Here is a 22478-nt window from a genome sequence, read left to right as displayed (position 1 = left end):
ATTCATTTGAGATGAAGAAACATTTATTTTATTTGGCAGCCGCCGTTGTAGCAATGAGCAGTTGTACGGAAAGTGAAGTGATAGAAATATCACAGAGTAAGGCTATCGGCTTCGACAGCTATGTAGGCAATACCACGCGTGCAGAACAAGAAGGATTGACACAAGACAATCTGAAGGAATTTTATGCATTCGGCTCTTACAAAATGAGTGGTGGAGACGAAGTAGTCGTTTTTGATGGAGAAACTACGGGTTCTTCTCAAATCAAAAAGAATGGCAATTCATGGCAATATGAGCCTGTTAACTATTGGTTGGAAGGAGCTCTTTATAAATTTGCTGCTTATGCCCCCGCTTTGACGAAAACGCCTACGTTCAATTATGACAAGAATTCGATGGAGATTCATTTTGTGGCAGATGGGGAAAAAGACTTATTGGTTGCCGCAACAAGTCAAGATGGTTATACTTATATTGCCCAAGAAAGAGAAGAAGAAAATGACGAAAAAAGGGCAGTCAATTTGAACTTCAAACATGCTTTGTCCAAAGTTCGTTTTACAATCGTAGACGGTTGGCGAAATGCGTTAAACATGACTATATCTGACGTTTCGCTGAAGGGTGCAAAGAATACAGGAACATTAACTACTCCTGGAGATTTGTCATCTGTCACCACTATTGATTCGGATGCATGGAAACTGGACGAAGAAAAAACTGGGACATATACTGATGCCGGTACAACAGAACCTTTAACAGAGAATGGTAAAACGTATGTGTTTGAAAATTTCTTGCTTCCGCAAACTATCGAAACTGATGCTATAACATTAGAATTCATTGTATCTGTAACGAATAATGTTGGTGGAGGTCCTATTATTGATGATGATGATACACCGCATTCCAAGAAATTAACCGTCTCCATACCTACAACAACTTCATGGGCACCGGGAAAAGCTTATAACTATACTTTGAATATTGATGGCGACACATTTGGTTTACATACTATTTACTTTGGAAATATTACAGTAGCTGAGTGGGGGAACTCTACTGATACTGAAGTAGAGGTTGATGCTAATAACTAATTCCTATTTGTACAAGAGTAAATAGAAACTTAGGCCTTTCGGGGTTGAATGTCCCCGTCAGGCCACTACGTCGGCAAAAAGAGGAAACCGACACACGCTGCCGCTGTAACTATGTACAACGGCGCATAAGAACAGAAAATAACTAAATAACAAAGATATGCCAATAAAAAAAAGAGTCCCGGCACTACCGGTATGCATGTTGTTCTTCCTGCTGGCAGGATGCACCGACGGGATGGAGAGCAGTTGGGAGAAGGATGGAAATGCCATCCGTTTTTCCCTGCCATCGCTTACACGCTCCATAAACGACCTGGATGACCTGAAAGCAGCGGGAGAGTATGCGGTATGGGGACACTTCATACCGGAAGCGGGAGGACAAGGAACCCGCTTGTTCGACAAAGAACCCATCCTATACAAGGAGGAAACGGACAAATGGGACTACACCACCGATGAGCGCTACTGGATGCCCGGAAACACCTACCACTTTCATGCGCTCTATCCCAAAGACCCTGCATCCGGCACGGTGAGCTACAGCCAAACCGCTTCGGGCACATTGACTATAGACAACTTCAACGCCTCACAACCTGCCGACGGAACAGAAATGACCGACCTGCTCTATGCCTCCAATACCGGCATCCGCGTCTCCACACAGGCAGACAGCCCGGCATCCGTCGCCCTGAGCTTTCGGCACTTGTTGGCACGCGTGAAATTCCTTGGCTACACCAGCGACCGCTATCTTGGCGCCGACGGAAAACCCGATGGCAGTGTGCGTAAACTCAAAATCAAGTCGTTTGAAGTAATTGGCATCGCCGCCACAGGCCAATGGAACGGCAGTAAGTGGACAACGGGCGAGCCCACCGCCATCTATAAGGCAGCTATCGGAACGGACGGCATATTGCTCGGCAATGAGCCGACAAACATGTTTGGCGACGAAGGGGCGCTGTTGCTCATACCCCAAAGCTTCACCAACCTCAAGGTGACGATAACCTACGAATACACCGAAGGCTCTCTGGGCACCCTCACCGCCACCTCCTCGTTGCAAGGCACTTGGGAATCAGGCAAGAGCTATTCCTACAGATTCTCCATCAATTCGGAGATTTTCTTCGACACGCCGCAAGTGGACGACTGGAACGAAATGCCCATCCACGACAACGACCTAAACATAGATGTTACCCAATAATAACCGCATTGTTATATGAAATGGATTGAAAAGAACAACGCAGCGGCACTCCTGCTTCTGGCACTGACAGCCTGCACACAAGACATTCCCGATATGCCTGCCGAAGGCGACCTTATCTCTTTCGCCATACCGGAAGTGGTAATCCCCAATGACGGGAAACCTGCTTCACGCACCACACTCATCAACTCCAGACTCCCCTTAGACAGTAAATTCGGAGTGATGGGCTATTGTGTAGCTCGCAATATCGGAGACACTTCCTTAGATGCTCCCAATTCGGGTTCCTCGAACTGGGAAGATAAAAAAGAGCTCTCCAGACCCGATGTGCTCGATCAGGCACCGTTGCGAGTAGATGAATACGGCTGTTATTATGAAGACAACACGAAACTCGGCAGATGGTACACCGACCAGTCATTCCCGGGAATCAGCGCGGCAGGCTTCAAATACACCTTCATTGCCTATCATCCTTTTGAGGGAAGATATGCAATCAGTACACCCAACAACAACGGAATAGGCGCACCGACTCTCACCTACACCGTGGTTTACGGCAGTGCGGACGGTAAAGGGGATGGAACATCGGACAACCGCATTGAGCGCGAACCCGAACTGACCACCGACGCCATGTATGCCCAAGTGAAAGACCATGTAAGGGCATCGGGAGCAGTCGATTTGCGGTTCCACCACATCATGAGCGGATTCAGCGTGCAACTAAACAACTACAACGAAACCGCTGTCACCGTCAAGCGCGTAACCCTCGACGGCGGTTTCTACAAAACGGAAACCGTGGACTTCAGCACCCCCGACCCCACACTGACCGTCGGCGATGCAAAATACTGGGGCGCCTTCGAGTTTATAAGAAACGGTGATGTTGGTGTAACGATACCCGGCAAGTCGTCGTTGAAAGCCGGTGCCACGACCGAAAAGCCCGACGGCACCATAGTGCTGCTGCTACCCAACCTTTCTGCTGCCGAAGGAAACTACCTCGGCACAGACAAGAACATCACCGTGGAATATGAAAACGTAAACGGAGACTCCAAAAAAGTAAGAATAGAAAACTTCAATCTGGGACGCATCCCGCAACCCGGGCTCAACTATCGGTTGAACATCAACTTCATAGGCAACCAACTGCTCCTGATGTTTACCGCAGACGAGGTGGAATACTGGGAAGAGGGTTCTGACAATAAAATAATTATCAACTGATTTTACCTGACTTATGAAAAGATATATACTGTTTGCCGCGCTGTCGTTGCTGCTTGCATCCTGCGCAAAGGAGGAGTCCGACTCATTCATCCCCCAACCCACCGAAGGCGTCACCTTGTCTGCGCAGTGCGTGGATATGTTGCCGCAAGTCATCATGAGCCGTGCCGTGGAATCCAAAACCGCCGAAGAAAAGAAAATCAACCGTCTGCACCTCTTCTTCTTCGATAAAGAGGGTAATTTCCTTACTCCTACGTCGGATAACTTCAAGCCTTATCATGTGGCAAATATCGGCGAAAACGGACTTGCCGCGGTAACCATCCCTAAAAATGCCTTCCTGGAGCAGCAGGATTTGACCGACATTCAGATTTATGCGGTGGCAAATCCGATAAGCAATGTGCAAGACGCCGACCATACGAATGAAACATTCCGGGTTGAGACCTATTCTTCCAGTGGCACCATCTGCCACGGCGATGCCACAGACCCTACGGCAGAAATCGAAATAAAGAATCTTGATGACCTTCTCAACTGGTATTATCGGCCGGCCAAACGCGCCGATGTCACGAAGTTGCCCGCCGGCGGCATGCCCATGGTGGCACACTACCAAGCACCTGCCGGCGAGAAGGTGCTTGCCGATAACGGTACCATCGTGTTGCAGATGAAGGCCCTCATGGCACGTGTAGATATCAAAGTGAATCTCGACGCCAACCAGACCAGCCACGACCACCGGCTGCCTACCTTGCAAGTAGAGCAATATGGTATTAAAAACATGCCGCGCTGTGTGCCCTTCACCGCCCCCACCACAACCACCACCGTACCCGCAGCAGACATAGAACCGGAAATGTGGGTAAAACTCGACAATCCCATGACACTGGTTGACGGACAGCAGACAGAAGTCTTTACCTACTACACCTACGAGAACATCAAAGAAAAGAAGGCAGAGCCGAAGTATCCGGCGGGAGTAGATGTGAATGACGAAACCGTCACCCAGCGTTGGAAACCCACTATCGCCCCCGACGATGCAAGTGCATTCATCATGAAAGGGCACTACGTAACCCATCAAGGACTGGAATACGATGCGTCGTTCACCGTCTATCTCGGCAGCGATGTTGTCGATAAATTCGACGTGCGCCGCAACCATTGCTACAAGAACAACATCACCATCTGTGGATTGGACTACGTGCGCAACAGCGACGAAAGCAAATATACCTTCGACGGCCGCGTCAACGTGATAACCGAAAACCCCGTTTACATCTCGATTGTGAACGAGCGCAAAGTCGATGCCCACGCCACTGCCCTCCCCATGGACATCTACTTCTTGCGTATGGAAAATAATACTGCCATTTGCCCCAGCACAGTCACCATAGAACTGCTTCCCGGCAACGATGGCCGGATTCCCGATTGGATACGTATGGAGAAGGTATCGGCAGCCACCATGAAAGCCAACGATTATAAGGCAGGTACCGGTGCAAGAGAATACTTCACCAACGATTTGGTGACCAATACACTCAAGGATAATACAAAGTATGTCATTCACAATAATTATGACAACCAACATCCCGAAGACGGTACACGCACCCGCATCTACTTCTACATCGACGAGAATGTGCCTGCAAGCAACAATCCGGCTCCGGGCACTTATGGCGACCGCACGGCCGTCGTCCGGGTACACTACGAGAACGAGGAGGGAGAAAATCGGGACCGCACCATCGAGATAGACCAAAAGGCATTGCTACACGTAACCGGAGTAAGAAATAGTTTGAATATAGATTATTGGCTTGAATACTACGAGGAATACATGGATCACAAAGACCCGTTGGACCTGCATAGTATGCCGGCAGAACTCTATTCCGGATTGCCATGGTCAAAGCGTACAGATGGAAATGACAGCTATCGCACTAATGCTGCTTTCAAAAGCTATTTGGGAAGCATCGGAATCAGTATTTTCAATAGATTTGATTCATACGAAGTATATGGAGCCAAACAGGGTTTATGGATGACAGAATTCATGCTGCTTTCCCGAACCGGCCGCCGCCCGATTACAGATGTCAAAATCTATAACGATGAGATTCCTCCCACAGCTTTCCACTACTGCTACGGCAAGAACAAACGCCTGGAGGATGGTAATGTGCCTGCACCAACCAATGGACAAGGATATTGGTTCCTGCCGGGCATATCCGATTTGGAAATAGCTTTAGAAACCTACTATACCACTTTCCCCGAATTCCAACAGAACTTATATTGGTCTGCCTCATCGGCAAGTATTGGTTCCGTTAAATCAGAATATACCAGCCATGCTCGCGCAACCGCCATAAAGGCTGATGGTCGTTATGTAGAAAGTGGTGCAGAAACTCCCGACTACAACGCAAATGACCCGATGAAAAGTGGTAAGGCACCGCGCACAACCCCCTTACGCATCCGTGCAGGCTATGTATTTAGATAAGGATAATCGCTACCGCATGCGGAATGACACTGAATTTGATTCCGTGTAATTCCGCATGCCTGAAACCATACCTTTCACCTCCTCCCCGCCCAACAAACCCCGCCCAATATGCACAAAGTTCCTGCAAACGCCACTGCCGTCAGACGCTCGTCCAGCAATAAGGCAGAGCCTATCAAGGTGAAAAGAGGATTCAGATAGATATAATTGGAAGCCTGCACCGTGCCCAGCCGCTTCAGAACCACGTTCCACACCGCAAAGCAGACAAGAGACGCCAACACACCCAAAAAGAGCAGATTCATCAAAACCGCCGGCTGCAACAGCCCGAAGACATCGAACTGCCAGGGACGGAACAGAAACACAGGAAGAATGGTCAGCACCCCATAAAAGAATATCTTGCGGGTGATGAAGACTGTGCCATACCTGCCCGACATCTTTTTCATTATCAGGCTGTAGAACGCCCACGACAGGGCGGCAAGCAGAGAAAGGAAATCGCCCGCAGGAGAAATCTTCAGCACGAAGCTGCCGTTATAAACCACCAGCGCCACCCCCACCAGCGCCAGCAACGAACCGCCTATCAGGCCGCGCGTGGCCCGCTCCTTCTTATAAATCAGCAAAGAAAGAATCGTGGTAAGCAGCGGAGTGGTGCAGACGATGAACGACACATTGGTGGCCAGCGTGATGCCCAAAGCCATGTTCTCCGTCAGAAAATAGAACGAGCCGCCCATGATGCCGCCCGCCAGCAACCAGCACTCGTCCCTCCAACTATCCGCCCACAACTTGCGGGGAGAGAAGAACCAGATGCCCAGATAGGCTATCAGAAAACGGAGCAGGAATATCTCCTGCGGAGAAAGGCCGCGACCTATCAGCACTTTGGTGGAAATGAAAGTCAGCCCCCAAACGCCTACCGTGAGAACGGCGATAATATGACAAGTAGATTTTTTCATTGCGCCCATACCTATTTAATATGTTGCGCAAATTTAGGTATAAATCGAGATTTATGTCTAAATTTGCAGACATTAAATAAATCTTAAACTAGTATCCTTGAAAACAAAGAATCTCAGTTATTACATGAGAATGAGGCGGATGCAGTATGGATAGGATGAATCATTGAAAGGAAAGCATTATGAATTATAGGTATATTTTCCTATTGTGTACATGGCTGTTGTCCTGCATTTCCGCATCGGCCGAGTATTTCAGACAGATTGGCTTGCCCGACGGACTGACACAGCCTTCCGTCATGGCCATCTACCAAGACCGGTTAGGACGGATGTGGTTCGGCACCCGCGAGGGAATCAATATGTATGACGGAAAACAGGTGACATCGTTCAAGGGATGGGTGCCCGGTGTCAATCCTGAATCTTCCGTATGGCTGGGAAATGAAGTCTCCGCCATTGCGGGCGACAGCTTGGGAAACGTCTTCTTCCTAATCGACAACGATTTGATTGAATACGACATACGCGCCGAGAAATTCATCCGACTCTCTTCCCATAACCGGATCTCCGTGCTGGCCGAGTCGGACGGTGACATCTGGTATATGCGCCACGACTCCATCTTCCGCCGCCACACCGCCGACGCCAAAGAGTCGCTTGTAACCAAGACCCATATCAAAGAAAATGAGGCCGTATGCTGCATGATGCTGCAACCCGACAAGATAGGCATCGGCACGCAAAACGGAGTATATCTTATCGACCGCACCACCCTCTATCAGAAGCAACTGCTGAAAGGCATCGACGTCTATCAGCTGTTCGAAAGTTCGGAAAAAGAATTCTGGATAGGCACCCGGATGGACGGACTCTACCGGATGAAGGAAGGAGAGGAGGCATACAAAGTGCCCTACAGCCCCGGAACACCGGCAGGCATCAGCAGTCGGCAAATACGTATGTTTGTGGAAGACAATGAACACAACATCTGGTTCGGCACCTTCGACGGACTACAGAAATACAATACACGGACACAAGAGTATTCGTTGATTCGGATTCCGCAGCATGCCGGCGGGCTCACCCATCCCTCCATCTTCTCCCTGTATAAAGACAGGCAGGGGACGATATGGGTGGGAAGCTATTTTGGCGGAGTGAATTACTTCACCCCCAGAAGCGAGACTTTCATGCGCTATGACTATGACAAAAGCAACACCCGTACACCCTACTATTCCTACATCGGCGACATCCTGACCGACAAGGAAGGGAATCTATGGCTGAGCACCGATGGCGGAGGCATCACCTGCATAGACAAAGACTGGAACGTCGTGCGCCAACTGACGGCGGACGGAAAAGCAAACTCGCTTCCGCACAACAACATCAAGAGCATCGCATACGACCCAAAGAACCACTGCCTCTACGTCGGCACCCATCTGGGCGGATTGTCGCGTTACGACATCCGGACCGGACAGTTCCACAACTACCTGAACGAACAGAAAGGCGAGAACGCCCCCAACGAGATTGTCTTTTATGTGAAGATGTGGAACGGACAACTCTATCTGTCGGCACGCAACGGAGTATTCCGCTTGGACGTAAACACCCAGCACTTCCAAAAACTGGATGCGCCCGACAGATATTATGAATACTTCGACATCGACCCCGATGGAAACCTCTATTTGGCACAAAACACCTCTTTCCTGATCATCAGCCTGTCTGCCCCGAAAGAGATGCAGGAGATACCCCTACCGTTAGAAAACAACAAAGCGAGGATTACCCGCATACGCTCCACAGACACGGGAGCGTATGTCAGCACATTGGGTGGAGGAATGTTCTTTTATGAACGTGCCACCCGAAAAATCACCCACTATACGGCAGGCGACGGACAGCTGCCCAGCGATTTCTGCTACAACCTCTGCATCTCACACGACAACAGCGTCCTGGTCACCAGCGACCGGGGAGTGACCTGCTTCTACCCGAACGAGAACCGATTTACCTCGTTGAACCTGCGCGACGATTTCGCCTCTTCCTACATCATCAGCGGATGCGGCCTGTTCATATCCGACGAGGGCAAGATATTCATCGGCGACACGCAAGGTGTGACCGTACTTTCCGAAAACGACTTCAACAAAGTGAATTCACTTCATCCCACGCCCGATTTATACTTTTCACAGCTATGGGTGAACAACCAGCCCGTCGCCCCGCAAGACAAGACCGGCATCTTGAAAGTCTCCCTACCCTACACCCGCCAACTGACGCTGAACCATCGGCAGAACAACCTGATTATCGGCTTTTCGCTGCCCGACTACGAGCTGCTGCTGTCGAAGAAGCAATACCGCTATAAGCTGGAAGGATTGGACCAGAACTGGATCACCACCCGGCACCCCGAAGCACACTATACCAACCTGGCCCCGGGAACCTACACATTCAAGGTGGCGGCCGCCATCGACAACGGACAGAGCGCCCGCACGAAGAACCGCGAAATCAGTCTGCGACTGGTCATCACCTCCCCCTGGTACGATACATGGTGGGCATGGATGCTCTACCTCTTGCTCACCTCCGGCTGTCTCTACTATTTCGTCTCCAGCCGTCTGGCAAAGCGCACACTGGCACTCTCTTTGGAGAAGGAACGCTTCGAGAAACAACAGATTGAAAAGATGAACCAGGAGAAACTGGTGTTCTTCACCAACGTAAGCCACGAGTTCAGGACACCGCTCACGCTGATTATCAGCCATATCGACATTCTGCTGCAAAGGTATTCGCTGACTCCCTCCATCTACAACCAGATTCTGAAAATCAAGAAAAACGCCGGAAAGATGCACAACCTGGTATCGGAACTGTTGGAATTCAGAAAGTTGGAACAGAACCATGAAACCCTGCAATTGAGCAGACAAGACATTGCCGCCTTCCTGAAAGAGATTTACCTGTCGTTTGCCGACTACGCCCGCCAGCGGAACATCAATTACGAATTCCGCCTGCCCGACGTTCCGTTCGAATGCTGGTTCAACGCGCAACTGATGGAGAAGGTATTCTTCAACCTGCTTTCCAACGCCTTCAAATACACCCCCGACGGAGGCTCCGTCTCCTTGTCGGGCGAATTCACCCACGGGCAGATGGTCCTGTCCATCACCGACACCGGTATCGGCATCTCCGAACAGGAAACCGACAAGATATTCAACCGTTTCTACCAGAGCGACGACCCTGCAAAGAAAAGCAGTCTCTTCAGCGGAACCGGCATCGGACTGGCACTGACGAAGACCATTGTAGAGAAGCATCACGGCCGGATAAAGGTGCAGAGCACATTGGGCAAAGGAACCACCTTCACCGTAGAGCTGCCGAGGCTGAAAGAGGAGTTCGAAAACGACCGGAACATCCGCCTCATCACCCGCCGGCCCGAAGAGACGATTGTGCAAGGCTCACTGCCCGACCCGCTCCCGCTCGACGCCGATGCACAACAGCCCGAAGAAAAAGCGGATATGGAGGCGGTCACCGACAAGTCGCGCACCCTGCTGCTGGTAGAAGACAACGAAGAGCTGCTACAGGTGCTGGTAGAACTTTTCAGCCCCTTCTACCGCGTGGCTTGTGCCCGCAACGGAAAAGAGGGGCTCAAACAGGTCTATCAATGCAAGCCCGACCTGATAGTCAGCGACGTGATGATGCCCGAAATGACCGGCACCGAAATGTGCCTCCAGATAAAGAACAACCTGGATTTCTGCCACATCCCCGTCATCCTGCTCACCGCGCTCAACTCGCCCGAACAGAACATCGAGGGCTTCAACCGGGGAGCGGACGACTACATCACCAAACCCTTCCATGCCCGCCTGTTGCTGACCCGCGTCAACAACCTGATACGGAACCGCCTGCTCATCCAGCACCAGTTCGACAAGCAACCCCTTTCGGAGATAGACCTGACCAGCATCAACCCGCTGGACAAGGACCTGCTGAAACGCGTGTCGCAGGTGATAGAACAGCACATCGACGATTTGGAATTCGACATACCCGTGCTCTGCCGGGAAGTGGGCATCGGACGCTCGCTGCTCTATATGAAGTTCAAGGCACTGACCGGCATGACGCCCAACAACTACATATTGAACTATCGTCTGAAGCACGCCGCCACACTGCTGCGCCGGTATGCCAACATTCCCATCGCCGAAGTCAGCGACCGTTGCGGCTTCAGCTCGCCGATGTATTTCAGCCGCTGTTTCAAGAACCAGTATGGATGTCCCCCTCAGAACTACAAAAAGGAAAAGAAAGGCGAAGAACAGGCATAATCTATAGGACAGACATACGCCTGAAAGAAATTTCAAAGACTGATTATCAGCAATATAAATACCATCTGACAGACACTTGCTTCTGTCGCGACAGACACAAGTGTTTGTCATGACAGAAGCAAGTGTTCAAGACGACAGAAGCAAGTGTCTGTCAAAGTTACAAGATATAAGCTACGAGTTACGAGTGAATGAGTTACGAGTTACAAAGCTCTTATCTGCCTGTTTTATGAATAAAATATCGGTAAAAATCCAGTCCGTTTCTCCTTGTAGCTCATTCACTTGTAGCTTGTAACTTACCCACTACTTTCTCAAAGATTGATGCCCGTCAATGGGGAACTGCTGTCCGCTCCAGGCTTTCTGCGAAGTCCACGGCTGAGCGGGATCCGTCCAGAAAGGATGGTCGGCGGGCAAGCCCAACGGCATGAATACCAATGAGGTCATATACAAACTGCCGTTATTGGTATAGTAATTGGACAAATCGGGCTGATGGCCTACAAAACCCAACTGGAGAAATCCGCCTTCGTTGAAGTTTCCCTCTATCTTGAACATATTGTGCATGATGGCTGTCAACGCGCTACGCACCTGTCCGTTGGTCAGCCCTTCGGGCAATCCGTACTTCCAGGCTGCCATGGCCAGTGTCTGGAAAGCTCCCATGCGATAGACCACCGAACGGCCAAAGGCAGGATAAGTTCCTTCCGGAGAGATGAGCCGCTCCATAAAGACATTGAAACGCTGCATACGCTTGATGGCCAAAGCGGGGCTGACGGGAGTCCAGAACTTATTCTTGTTCAGCGTTTCCAGCATCTCTATATACATGGGGTGGATGACGTAGGCATTGTAATAATCCAACGCGAACTCAGGACCGTCGGAGTACCAGCCGTCGCTCAGGTACCACTCGTTGATTTTGTTGACGGCCACGGTCAGCGCATACTGGTCGGCATCCTCGCCTACCGACAGCAGGAAAGCCTCTATCAGGCCGCGGAACAGCAACCAGTTGTTGTAGGCGGGACGTACAATCTTCAGCCGTTGGAAGCGCTCCACATAGCGTTTGCGGGTCGTCTCGTCCAGCAGGTTCCACGTGGCCTCCGGAGCACGGAGGAAACTCTCCGCCAGATAGGCGGCATCCACCAGCCGCTGCGAGGAATTGGTCTCCCACAACAGGAGGTCCGGACTTTCGGGGTCAACGGCGTTCTTGTAAGACGCCACCGCCCATTCACGGAGCTGCTTGCGCATCCGGCCTTCTTCCGTATCGTCATCGGGAAGAGCCAGCCAGGGAGAGATGCCGGCCATGAGGCGACCGAATGTCTCCATATAGGCCACGCGCTTGTCGCGTCCGTCCCAAGTGGGGCTGAATTCCAGTTGCATGTTCTTCTGCAGTTCTCCCTTACTCATATTCTCCAATACCGGAGCGGCAATGCGGTAACAAAGTTCGGCCCATTGCTGCCGGTCGCCAACCGGCGCCGTGTTTTTTTTCTTAGCGGACATGTCCGTCAGGAAAAGCACCGATAACAGTGCGATAGTCAGTAATCGTAATTTCATGATATTTGTTTATTTAAAAAGTTGTTTCATCGGACGTCCTGTCCATACTTGCGGTTGTTCCAGTCCCAATATATAGGCCATGGTTGCGGCCACATCATATTGCACCATACTTTCCCGGAACTCTCCGCCCTGTCTCACATTCTTTCCGCAGATGATGAACGGTGTCTCCATCTCGTTCATGGTCTTTCCGCCGTGACCCTTGTTGATGCCGCCGTGGTCGGAAGTGACGATAAAGATGGTCTCCTCCATCATGCCTGCCTCTTCCACCGCCTTCACGATACGGGCGATATATCCGTCCAGCTCTTCCAGCTTGCTGTAGTAGGCCGGAGTGTCATGGCCGTCCGCGTGTCCCACATGGTCGGGATTGTCGAAGCAGATGGCAACCAACGCCGGTTTCTTCTCTACAATGTATTTTTCCGACATCTCGCACAGGGCAGCAGGATATTCATTGTAGTCGGGAGCTTTGGCAAAATGATTGACCGACAGCGTATCCACCAGATACTTGATGCCTTCCCATTCGTAGAGGGCGCCGATTTCGGCCTCCGGACGGGCGTCGCGGTAGATCTGGAAGATGGTGGGGAAGATGTTGTTCTTCAAGACGACGCGCGAAGGCAGTTCGGGTGTGCGTGAACCCCACTCCGTATAGCCGTGGAGTTCGGGACCGGCTCCCATGAACATGGATGCCCAGTTGACCGCACTTGATGAGGGGAGCACCGTTCTCTTCTGCATCGTATAGCATCCTTGCTCCATCAGCTTCTTCACGGTCGGCATATTGGCCTTGGGCATGCTGTATGAGCCCCATCCGTCCAGACCGATATAGACAATGTGTTTGGCTTTCGCTGTCGCTTCAGCCTTTGTTTCAGACTGCGTCGCACAGCTTGTCATGGAAAGACAGCCCAGCAACGCGATTGTAAAAATGAAAAGTTTCTTCATGACAGGTATCTTTTATTGCCCTTATTTCTCCAAATCCGCCTTGCGCTTCAAAGCCTCCAGATAGTAGTAGTCGGCATAGTTCAACGGCACGTCAATCTCGCTGTTGTGGGGGATGCTACCAACGCTGTGCATCAAGATGAAGCGTCCGTTCTCGCCCAAAGGAGCGGTGTACTCCGGCGTAGCGAGCGATTCCAGCATCTTGTCGGCATATTCCTTATACGATTGCGGGTTTTCTACCGGATAGGTACTGATTTCATACAAGGCCGATGCGATGACCGATGCCGACGACGCGTCGCGCGGTTCGTTGGGGATGTTGGGCGCGTCCATGTCCCAGTAAGGAATCAGGTCGGCGGGCATCCGCTTGTGGTCTTTCATGAAATGGAAAGTCTTGAGCGCCTGGTCCAGGTATTTGCGGTCCTTTGTCTCGCGATAGCATACCGTATATCCATATACCGCCCATGCCTGTCCTCTGGACCAGGCCGATTCGTCCGCATATCCCTGTGCGGTCTGGCGATGGCGTACGGTTCCGTCTTCGATGCTATAGTCTATCACGTGATAGCAGCTGCCGTCGGGACGGAAGTGTTCCTGAAGGGTGCGGTCGGCATGTGCCACGGCCACGTTGTAGTAAGCAGAGTCACCGGAAAGCTTGGTTGCCTCGAACAGCAGTTCCAGGTTCATCATGTTGTCGATAATCACCGGACATTCCCATCCGCGTTTGGACTGCCAGCTGTCTCCCACCACATCCCAGCTCTGGATGACCTGCGGCTTTTCGTGGAAACGGGTGCAGAGCGACTTGGCTGCCTGTATCATGACATCCTTGTATTCGGGCTTGCCCGAAAGGCGCAGACCGTTTCCGAAACTGCAATTGATGATGAAACCGATGTCGTGGTGCCAGGTCAGGTTCTGCGCTTCACGGATGGCTTCGGTATATTTCTGCGCCAGCGGAAGCAGCGTTGCGTCGCCGGTCAGTTCGTACAGGTACCATACACTTCCGGGGAAGAATCCGCTGCGCCAGTCGGCATATCCGCAATAATAGACTCCTCCCTTGCTGTTGAGAGTAACCGGATTCAGGCACTTTCCACTGGCTTCAATCGTATCGATTTCCAGACCGATTTGCGCACGGGCGTTCTCGACGGCTTGTTCCTGCCACGATTTTTGGGTCGGCGTAGTGACGCACGAAGTTGCAGTGAACAATGCTGCACATCCCAAAAGAATAGATGTTTTCAGTTTCATAATTATAACTTCTTTATGGTAAATGAATAATTTCCTTTCTTAGTCTGTTGTTTTGCTTTGAATGACAGCCGGCAGATGGTATTTCCCCATACGTTGGACAGCCTGGAATCGGTCAGTTCCAAAGGTTCCACGGTCAGGTCGAACAGGGCGGCATCGTAAAGCAACACCGCGTTTACACGACCGACGCGGATGCTGACTCTCCCCTTTTCCGACGGTTCCACCTCTCCCCACGTCATGAAGTTGACCACATTGGGAGCTACCGTCTCTTCCAGTTCAAAAGAGTCGCTGATACGGGCCTGCCTGCCTTTCACTTGATACGAACGTATCCATCTTTTCACTTTGGCTTCTTCGGGATAGGCAGTGGCGATGTTGGCTTCAAAACTGCTTTTGCCGGCCTTCACTTCGGTGGCTTTGTATTTCTTGCCATATTTCTCGGACACTCCGTTTATCATCGGAAGATTGTGGTAATCGCTTTGCATGGTCCAGATGGAATAGCGCTCGCTGCTGAAAGTCTGACGGGTGTAAGTACCCACGCCGGCATCTATCAATACCGGTGTCCGGTCCATCCATACCGAACAGGTTCCGGCATCGTTATGGTTGTGGCTTTCGTCATTATAGCCTCCTTTGGCTGCAAGAAACAGTCCCTCTTTGGTGGAGAGATAGCAGAATTCCGTCTCAGGATACCAGGTGAAGGGGCGGTTTTCGTGCATGGGAGCCGTCTGTTGCAGCTCCTTGTCGATGGCGATGGAAGTCAGGGTGCGGAAAATGTCACGGCCGTTGTGGGGCAAGGCGGACGGTTTACGCATCAGGGCGGCAAATCCTTTCAGCTCATCGCTGTTCACCGCCTTACCGAAACGGTAAATCAGAGAGGCGTCTCCCCCTCCGTGCGCCGACGCGTCGGCAAAGTTCACCACCCAACCGTCGCCTACGTAGGAGCGTGAGATATATTCGCCCATACTCCGGACCATGGAGTCTGCGAAGATATCCACCTTCCCTCCGGTGATGGCCGAAAGCAGCTCCAGATAGTCCAACGTCTTTCCGGCGGCGTGCCCCCAATAGGAGGGTCCCTCCTCGCAGGCTCCGTCAGCCTTGATGTAGTTGAGGAACTTGTCCACCGACTCCATGGTCAGATAGACTCCCCGGGCCAGTTTGTCGCGGTCGTCTTCCAGCAACATGAAACACATCAGGACGTTGCTGTTGCACCAGGGGTTCCAGTTGTTGAGCATGCGTCCGTTGTAATTGCGTGCCATCCACCAGAAAGAATCGTTGTTCACGTATGGGTCAAGGATGCGGGTCTGAAGTTCGTGACGCAGCCGGCGTGAAATCTCAGGGTCCATCTTGTCGAACGACCGGTGCATGAAGTAGTAGGTCCACGAAAGCAGTCCGCCCAAGTCACCCGAAGTAAGGTCGATGACAGGATAGTCGTATGCAGGCAATGCCCGCTGAGTGGGTTGCACGATGATGTGGGCGGAAAGTGCCCATGAGGTCATCTCGCAAGTATGGAAGACTCCGTTCACCAACTGGTCGATGAAACGGCCTTTTCCTTCTGCCAGTTCGGCCATGAGCAGGTCGGCAATGGCATTGTTGTTGGCACCAAAGGGATCTTCCATAATCTTGCGGTCACCGGTGCGTTCGAAAGCGAGGTAATCGGTGGCTCTGACAACTTGCCACCGGTAGTCCAACATTTTCTCTCCCCGTCGGATATATTCTTCTTTGAATGCACCCAGAAAGGCGTCCCAACCGGCACGGTCGTCATAGTCGGGATAAGTGACCCACTTCCGGTCCAACACCAATACTTCTTTCAACCGGTTCATGTCGGCTTGCTTCTGAAGCAGGTTCCGTTCCGTATAAGCGGAGACAGCGGACACATAAATTAATACAAATAGTAAAGCTACTAATTTTTTCATGATATTGATAGAATAAAATAATGAGGCAAAGATGAGAAAAAAAGAAGCAAAAAGGTATTCTTTTTGTGCTTAATATATACACATATTATCCAAACAAGACAAAAACACAGGAAAACACTCTTTCAATATCATTTCTTTTTCATCTTCATTTAGCCAGTCATACAACTTTATGTCTTTTTACTGCATAAAAAAAGAAACTGCCTTGATCTTGTATGAATTCCACACAAAGGTCAAAGCAGTTTCGCTATCGGTTATCTCCCTAACGGAGGAAAGCTCCTTTTTTAGCTCATATTACATATATCTACAGATTGAGCCATTAGTCTCTCCAACCATCAGCTAAAGTCAGGTTTTCGTTTAACTGACGTTCGCTCCACGGAGCCGGCCATGTATATACCTGATCTCCACTCCATGCATACAGATACTGAGGCTCACCCCAGATTTGTTTCAGACCTGAGCCTTCGAAGAACTTGCTTTCTTTCCAAGTGCCCCAACGCATTTCATCAAAGAAGTTCACACCTTCACCATTGAATTCCCAACGGCGTTCGTTGCGGATGCGTTCGCGCAGGTTATCTTTTCCGGTCACGGTAGTAGGCTCGTTGGAGTTCAACAAAGCGGCTCCAGCACGTCCACGCACCTGATTCACACATTCCACAGCTTGGTCCATCTGGTCCATCTCGTTGTAGCATTCTGCCAGATTCAACAGGATGTCGGCATAGCGGATCAACGGAATGTCGATGGGCGAATAAGAACGGTTCGGTATTTCAGAAGCACCTTCAGCCACAAATTTGCGGAACAGATAATAGAAACGGTTGTTGGTATCCGTCTTCAGGTCGAACGGAGCCGCCGTATCAAAACCACGATAGGGCCAACGCAGGGTGTAGGTAAACTCGTTGGAGTTGTTCGCACCGTTATATTCGGCATACGGAGTGATAATAGTGGCAGTCAGACGCGGATCGCGGTGAGCGTATGCGGCCTTGATGCGTTCTTCATTTCCCGTGGGCAGGTACTTGCTCATATCGGCACCAGTCTTTTCAAGACTCTTTATTTCATCTTCGGTCAAGCCATCGCGGAAGAAATAAACCGAACGGGCGGCAGGTTCCATTTCATTATATCCGGGCAGATAGTCATCCCAATCAAACTCACTTCCGTCAGCGTTTTCGTATGTCTCTACAAAGTCTGTGCTGGCAAGGTAGGTGTTCCAGCAAGAGCCGAAGGAACTACGTGTTCCGTAACGGAAACTGATATCATTTCCCAGTCCGTCGAGCCCGATGCATTGTACAGAGAAAATCATTTCGGAAGACTGTTCGTTAGCTTCTTTGAACAATTGCTTGTATTCGCCCTGGAACAGAGAGAAACCGCACTTGCCCACTGCTTCGAAATCGCTGGCAGCCTTGGCATATTCTTTCTGATACAAATAAGCTTTTCCACGCAGAGCGTATGCCAAACCTTTGGTGACACGTCCATAGTCGCTAGAACCTTCAGCATAGATGTTCGGCAAATTCGGTTCGTTAATAGCATCTGTCAAGTCATCTATAATAACTTTCCATACTTCGGCTTCCGAACTCTGCCCCTTAGTGCATTCCGATGCTTCCACCGGTTCCAGATATACAGGCACTCCCTTATACATGATGTTCAGCTTGTAATAGAAGTAAGCGCGCATCACCTTGGCTTCGGCCATGTAACGTGCCTTTTTGTCTTCGGACATTTTCACATCGGGAAGATGGACAATGGCATCATTGGCACGCGAAATGCCGGAATAGTGCTGCGACCAGTAACTGCTGAACATACTATTTGCTGTCGTTACTTTGTTCACCATAATGGGATAATCCTGGTCACGACAGTCGGCAGACACACCGAAGCAGTCCATCTGATACACCTGCAAACCTACATAAGATTGACGCAAGGTGGAGTAAATAGCAGTAACACCTTTGTCTGCCAGATTTTCGGAAGTCCACATGTTGCCTGCTGCAACACTTCCGTAGGGTGCTGTCTCCAGCAAATCACCTTGACATCCGCTCATGACCAAAGCGGCGGCGGATATGGCTATTATATTTCTTAATGCTTTCATTTTTTTCTTTCTATTTTTTAGAATGTGATATTAGCTCCAAACGCAAACGAACGAACAGAAGTGTACTGAGGTGTAGAACCTATTTCCGGGTCCTGTCCGGGGAAGTCGTCTATGCTGAGCAAGTTCTCGCCCGAAACATATACACGAATGTTTTGAGTAAACAGCTTGTTTGTAATGTGTTTCGGCAACGTATAACCAATGGTAAGGTTCTTCAGTTTCAGATAATCGCCGCTATACAGGAAACGGGTACTGGTCTGCTGGTCTTGATGGCCGCTTTCGCCATTTGTCAGACGGCAGTATTTACCGTTGATGTTGGTACGCGGATCATTGGGATTTTCAGGATCGTAGAAATAGTGATTATCTGCAATCATCTTAGGAAGACCCACACCTACACGTGTTCCGGAACTATTGTAACCGGTGGTATAACCCCAATACAGCTTACGTCCGGCGGCACCTGCCCAGTTCATGGAGAAGTCGAACCCGTTCCATGCGGCTGAAGCCTGGAAACCAAACGTATATTTAGGATCGGAAGATACATTCTGGAACACCTTGTCGTAAGAGTTACCATAAATGCCATCACCGTTGGCATCGGCATAAATCACATCTCCATACCAGATGCTGTTCTTTCCGATAGTCTTGTTCGGCCAGAATTCATAACCAGCAGCTATCATGGCTTTCAGCCATTCCATATCTTTCTCCGTACGAATCATACCGTCCTTCGGACCACCTCCGGGCATCACATTGCCTTGTGCGTCAAAGTATTTTCCATTACCCTTGTAAGCATCCATCAAGTACCATTCACCTTTCATGTGGTCTTCCACAATCGGGCTGCTTGAACCACCGTTATTGAATACATCGCCGGCGTTGTTACCCCAGACCTTCTTTGAATCATCGGTCACTGAATTTCCATTCTTATCCACATAGTTGAAGTTTCCGTTCTTATCGCGGGTATATCCGTAGATAGGCGCTCCGGTCGAATCCTTTCCTTTTTCATATTTCCATCCTTCATAGTAACGTCCGTTGTAGCTCTTCACCTTATTGGCATTGTACGAGAAGTTACCTCTTACCGAGTATTCCACTTTACCGATACGGTCTCTCCATCCCAGGTCTATTTCAAAACCTTTGGCATCCATCTTGGCGATGTTCACACGGGGAGCCGACAGACCTCCCAGCGTGATGGGGATGCTGCGGGTGGTAAGGATACCTGTAGTACGCTTGTTATAGACATCAAACGTAGCGGTGAAGCGGTTGCCAAATGCGGCAAAGTCGATACCGAAGTTCGTGTTGTTGCTGGTTTCCCAACCCAGTGCCGCATTGGCCAATCCGGTCATGGCCAGACCTGACACCTGCTTGCCACCGAATGAGTAATCGGTGATACCGTAAACGGACTGATATTCGTAGTTGCCTACATCGTCACCACCGTCATTACCCAGTTTACCCCAAGAAGCACGGATCTTCAAGTTGTCCAACCAAGAACGTGATCCTGCCATGAAATCCTCTTCCGAGATTCTCCATCCGGCAGAGAATGAGGGGAAGGTGCCCCAACGATGGTCTTTTCCGTAACGGCTGTTACCATCGTAACGCAAGTTGGCTTCGAACAGGTAGATTCCTTTATAATCATAGTTCACACGGCCGAAGAAAGAGCGGGTGGCGCGGTCATTGGCGGTTCCGCCGATGCTTTGCATCTCTGTGGCTGAGCTGGGCACGTTGATGGATTCGTCTATCAATCCCTTCAAGCTACCATTGGAAGTGTTCCAGTATTTGTACCATTCCTGATAACCGGCCATCACATTGATGTTATGGTTCTTGGCAATCGTGGTATTGTAGTTCAGGATGTTCTCCAATGTATATGACCAGTTTCCTTCATTGTTGAACGAGGTGTTCATCAGGTCGGGAGTTGTTCCGGGCTTAATCACTTCGCCCGTGCTGAATTTCACCTGGTCGCTGGCGTGTGACCATGTACGTGCCTCATACCAGTAGCGCTTGTAGTTGAAGTTGAACGTCCATGTGAGTCCTTTCATGAATGTGACTTTGCTGAAAGCAGTGGCGTTCACATTCGTTTTCTTGCGCGTACCGTTCTGGTTGTTCAAGAACTGCAAGATGCCATTGGCCGTCGGGCTTTCTTCGGGCGCTTCGGGATAACCGTAGTTGCCTTTCCATTCGGGATAGATACCCGGAGTGGTCTGCCTCAGGTAGTTGTTGGCATTCGAGAAGTTTCCGGCCTCCTGATCCTGCATGTCACCGTAAATACGTGTACCTACGGTCAGCCATTTGGCTACGTCGGCTTCCAGGTTGACGCGTATCTTATACTTCTTGATACCTGTGTTATCTACCAGACCGGGGTTGTCGAGGTAGCCCAATGATGTAAGGAAACGCACGCTTTCCGTACCACCGCTCAACGAGATGTTGTGGTCATTGATGATACCGTTTTTAAAGATTTCATCCTGCCAGTTGGTATTCGGGTAAGCCACATAATTGGGTACTCCCAACTCGTTCACCTCGTTGGGTCTCAGTGACTTCTCGCGCCATGTGTCAATGGTGCTTTGGTTAAAGTGAGCAGGCTGTCCGATGTTGGTGAATGATTCGTTAATCAATTCCATGTAATCGGCGTAATTGTTCACAAAGTCAATCAGATTGGTAGGCTGCGCATACGACAGACGTCCGCTATAGTTCACACTGACGCGTCCTTTACCTTTCTTGGTAGTAATCAAAATCACACCATTGGCGGCACGCGAACCGTAGATGGCACAAGATGCGGCATCTTTCAGAATAGAGATGGACTCGATATCCTGCGCATTCACATTGTCCATAGAACCTTCCATACCATCGATCAAAACCAACGGATTGGCATCATTCAAGGTTCCCACACCACGCACACGAATGGTGGCACCATCGCTACCGGGCTGACCGGAGTTCTGCATCACTTGCACACCGGCACTCAAACCGGCCAATGCGGCCGATACCGTAGTGACAGGACGTGATTTGGCTTGTTCTTCAAAATCTACGGCAGAAACGGCACCGGTCAAGTTAGCCTTCTTCTGCACGCCGTAACCTACCACTACCACCTCGTCCAATGTCTTCGAATCTTCTTCCAGCTTAATGGAGAGATTGGAAGTCGCAGCGGTCACCTTCACTTCTTTAGTCGTATAACCGATAAACGAAATCTGCAAAGTGCAGTTTACAGGCACATTCAACGTGAAATTACCGTCAATATCGGTAATGACACCGTTTGTAGTTCCTTTTACAATCACATTCGCACCAATAACAGGTTCGCCCGCAGCATCAACGACCACACCTTTGATAGTCTTCTGTTGCATGACATTCTCTATCACGTCAACATAAGGTGATGTGGAATTTCCGCCTGCCGCCCATACAGATCCGCCGGCAATCAAAGCCAACGATGCTCCCAAAACCATCTTTCTGGAAAAGAAGCAGCAATTATTAATATTCCTTTTCATAGAACATGAATTTAAAATTAATTATAAAATTTTCCGCAAATATCATTCTACATTGCAAAGAAGGGCTAGTCAAATCATCCAAATCAACTATACAAATCATCCACGGATAATTTGCATAGCATTAATGGATAATATTTATTAAACTGATAACCTGTTGACTAAACGGATTTTACCTGAAAGAGACTCTCAAAAGAATACGGAACAAAAACAGACAAACTTTAACTTAAAAAAGCCGACAGAATCCCTCGAAAACCACCCTCCATATACCCCGTTT

12 protein-coding genes are annotated in these 22478 nt (G+C 50.0%); 5 read left to right on the top strand and 7 right to left on the bottom strand.

Features of this window, described 5'->3' with window-relative positions; translation table 11 throughout:
• The first annotated feature begins 11 nt into the window (after positions 1–11).
• The 4 genes from K2G43_RS05800 (at position 12) to K2G43_RS05785 (ending at position 5881) form a co-directional block, all read left to right on the top strand.
• A complete protein-coding gene (locus K2G43_RS05800) occupies positions 12–1067 on the top strand; it encodes a fimbrillin family protein (protein ID WP_300153469.1) in 1056 nt (351 codons plus the stop codon).
• Positions 1068–1224: 157 nt separating this feature from the next.
• Positions 1225–2244 (top strand): fimbrillin family protein, encoded by a 1020-nt coding sequence (locus tag K2G43_RS05795; RefSeq protein WP_297642914.1) that lies wholly within the window; start codon positions 1225–1227, stop codon positions 2242–2244.
• 15 nt (positions 2245–2259) lie between these two features.
• Positions 2260–3441: a fimbrillin family protein gene (locus K2G43_RS05790; RefSeq protein ID WP_297642912.1), complete on the top strand. Its 1182-nt coding sequence runs from the start codon at positions 2260–2262 to the stop codon at positions 3439–3441.
• Positions 3442–3454: 13 nt separating this feature from the next.
• Positions 3455–5881 (top strand): hypothetical protein, encoded by a 2427-nt coding sequence (locus K2G43_RS05785; protein WP_300153466.1) that lies wholly within the window; start codon positions 3455–3457, stop codon positions 5879–5881.
• Between the two features lie 74 nt (positions 5882–5955).
• Here the strand turns inward: K2G43_RS05785 and K2G43_RS05780 are convergent, their stop codons facing one another.
• Positions 5956–6834 (bottom strand): DMT family transporter, encoded by an 879-nt coding sequence (locus K2G43_RS05780; RefSeq protein WP_300153464.1) that lies wholly within the window; start codon positions 6832–6834, stop codon positions 5956–5958.
• A 170-nt stretch (positions 6835–7004) separates the two neighbouring features.
• On the opposite strand from K2G43_RS05780, the gene K2G43_RS05775 reads away from it, so the two are divergent.
• Positions 7005–11066, top strand: a complete 4062-nt coding sequence (locus K2G43_RS05775; RefSeq protein WP_297642907.1) for a hybrid sensor histidine kinase/response regulator transcription factor — start codon at positions 7005–7007, stop codon at positions 11064–11066.
• A 300-nt stretch (positions 11067–11366) separates the two neighbouring features.
• On the opposite strand, the gene K2G43_RS05770 is transcribed toward K2G43_RS05775, so the two are convergent.
• From K2G43_RS05770 to K2G43_RS05745, 6 genes are all read right to left on the bottom strand, one after another.
• The gene (locus K2G43_RS05770) at positions 11367–12605 is read right to left on the bottom strand and encodes a DUF2264 domain-containing protein (protein WP_297642905.1); all 1239 of its coding nucleotides are present in this window, start codon (positions 12603–12605) and stop codon (positions 11367–11369) included.
• 9 nt (positions 12606–12614) lie between these two features.
• The gene (locus tag K2G43_RS05765) at positions 12615–13538 is read right to left on the bottom strand and encodes an alkaline phosphatase (protein ID WP_297642903.1); all 924 of its coding nucleotides are present in this window, start codon (positions 13536–13538) and stop codon (positions 12615–12617) included.
• Positions 13539–13559: 21 nt separating this feature from the next.
• Entirely contained in the window at positions 13560–14771 is a 1212-nt protein-coding gene (locus K2G43_RS05760; RefSeq protein WP_300153461.1) for a glycoside hydrolase family 88 protein, read from the bottom strand.
• A 2-nt stretch (positions 14772–14773) separates the two neighbouring features.
• Positions 14774–16678 (bottom strand): heparinase II/III family protein, encoded by a 1905-nt coding sequence (locus tag K2G43_RS05755; RefSeq protein WP_300153459.1) that lies wholly within the window; start codon positions 16676–16678, stop codon positions 14774–14776.
• A gap of 316 nt (positions 16679–16994) precedes the next feature.
• Positions 16995–18746 carry a RagB/SusD family nutrient uptake outer membrane protein gene (locus K2G43_RS05750; RefSeq protein ID WP_297643908.1) on the bottom strand — a complete coding sequence of 584 codons (1752 nt, stop codon included), beginning with the start codon at positions 18744–18746 and terminating at the stop codon, positions 16995–16997.
• A gap of 17 nt (positions 18747–18763) precedes the next feature.
• On the bottom strand, positions 18764–22204 hold the full coding sequence (locus K2G43_RS05745; protein WP_297643910.1) for a TonB-dependent receptor: 3441 nt from the start codon (positions 22202–22204) through the stop codon (positions 18764–18766).
• Positions 22205–22478 lie beyond the last annotated feature (274 nt).

It is taken from the genome of Bacteroides sp. (assembly GCF_029057325.1).
GTDB lineage: Bacteria > Bacteroidota > Bacteroidia > Bacteroidales > Bacteroidaceae > Bacteroides.
This window is presented reverse-complemented; position numbering and strand designations above follow the sequence as displayed.

What these genes read in the sequence shown, in the direction of transcription:
- K2G43_RS05770 (WP_297642905.1), bottom strand. Translation starts at nt 12,605, where the DNA reads ATGAAATTACGATTACTGACTATCGCACTGTTATCGGTGCTTTTCCTG.
- K2G43_RS05750 (WP_297643908.1), bottom strand. Translation starts at nt 18,746, where the DNA reads ATGAAAGCATTAAGAAATATAATAGCCATATCCGCCGCCGCTTTGGTC.
- K2G43_RS05785 (WP_300153466.1), top strand. Translation starts at nt 3,455, where the DNA reads ATGAAAAGATATATACTGTTTGCCGCGCTGTCGTTGCTGCTTGCATCC.
- K2G43_RS05795 (WP_297642914.1), top strand. Translation starts at nt 1,225, where the DNA reads ATGCCAATAAAAAAAAGAGTCCCGGCACTACCGGTATGCATGTTGTTC.
- K2G43_RS05775 (WP_297642907.1), top strand. Translation starts at nt 7,005, where the DNA reads ATGAATTATAGGTATATTTTCCTATTGTGTACATGGCTGTTGTCCTGC.
- K2G43_RS05755 (WP_300153459.1), bottom strand. Translation starts at nt 16,678, where the DNA reads ATGAAAAAATTAGTAGCTTTACTATTTGTATTAATTTATGTGTCCGCT.
- K2G43_RS05760 (WP_300153461.1), bottom strand. Translation starts at nt 14,771, where the DNA reads ATGAAACTGAAAACATCTATTCTTTTGGGATGTGCAGCATTGTTCACT.
- K2G43_RS05800 (WP_300153469.1), top strand. Translation starts at nt 12, where the DNA reads ATGAAGAAACATTTATTTTATTTGGCAGCCGCCGTTGTAGCAATGAGC.
- K2G43_RS05780 (WP_300153464.1), bottom strand. Translation starts at nt 6,834, where the DNA reads ATGGGCGCAATGAAAAAATCTACTTGTCATATTATCGCCGTTCTCACG.
- K2G43_RS05745 (WP_297643910.1), bottom strand. Translation starts at nt 22,204, where the DNA reads ATGAAAAGGAATATTAATAATTGCTGCTTCTTTTCCAGAAAGATGGTT.
- K2G43_RS05790 (WP_297642912.1), top strand. Translation starts at nt 2,260, where the DNA reads ATGAAATGGATTGAAAAGAACAACGCAGCGGCACTCCTGCTTCTGGCA.
- K2G43_RS05765 (WP_297642903.1), bottom strand. Translation starts at nt 13,538, where the DNA reads ATGAAGAAACTTTTCATTTTTACAATCGCGTTGCTGGGCTGTCTTTCC.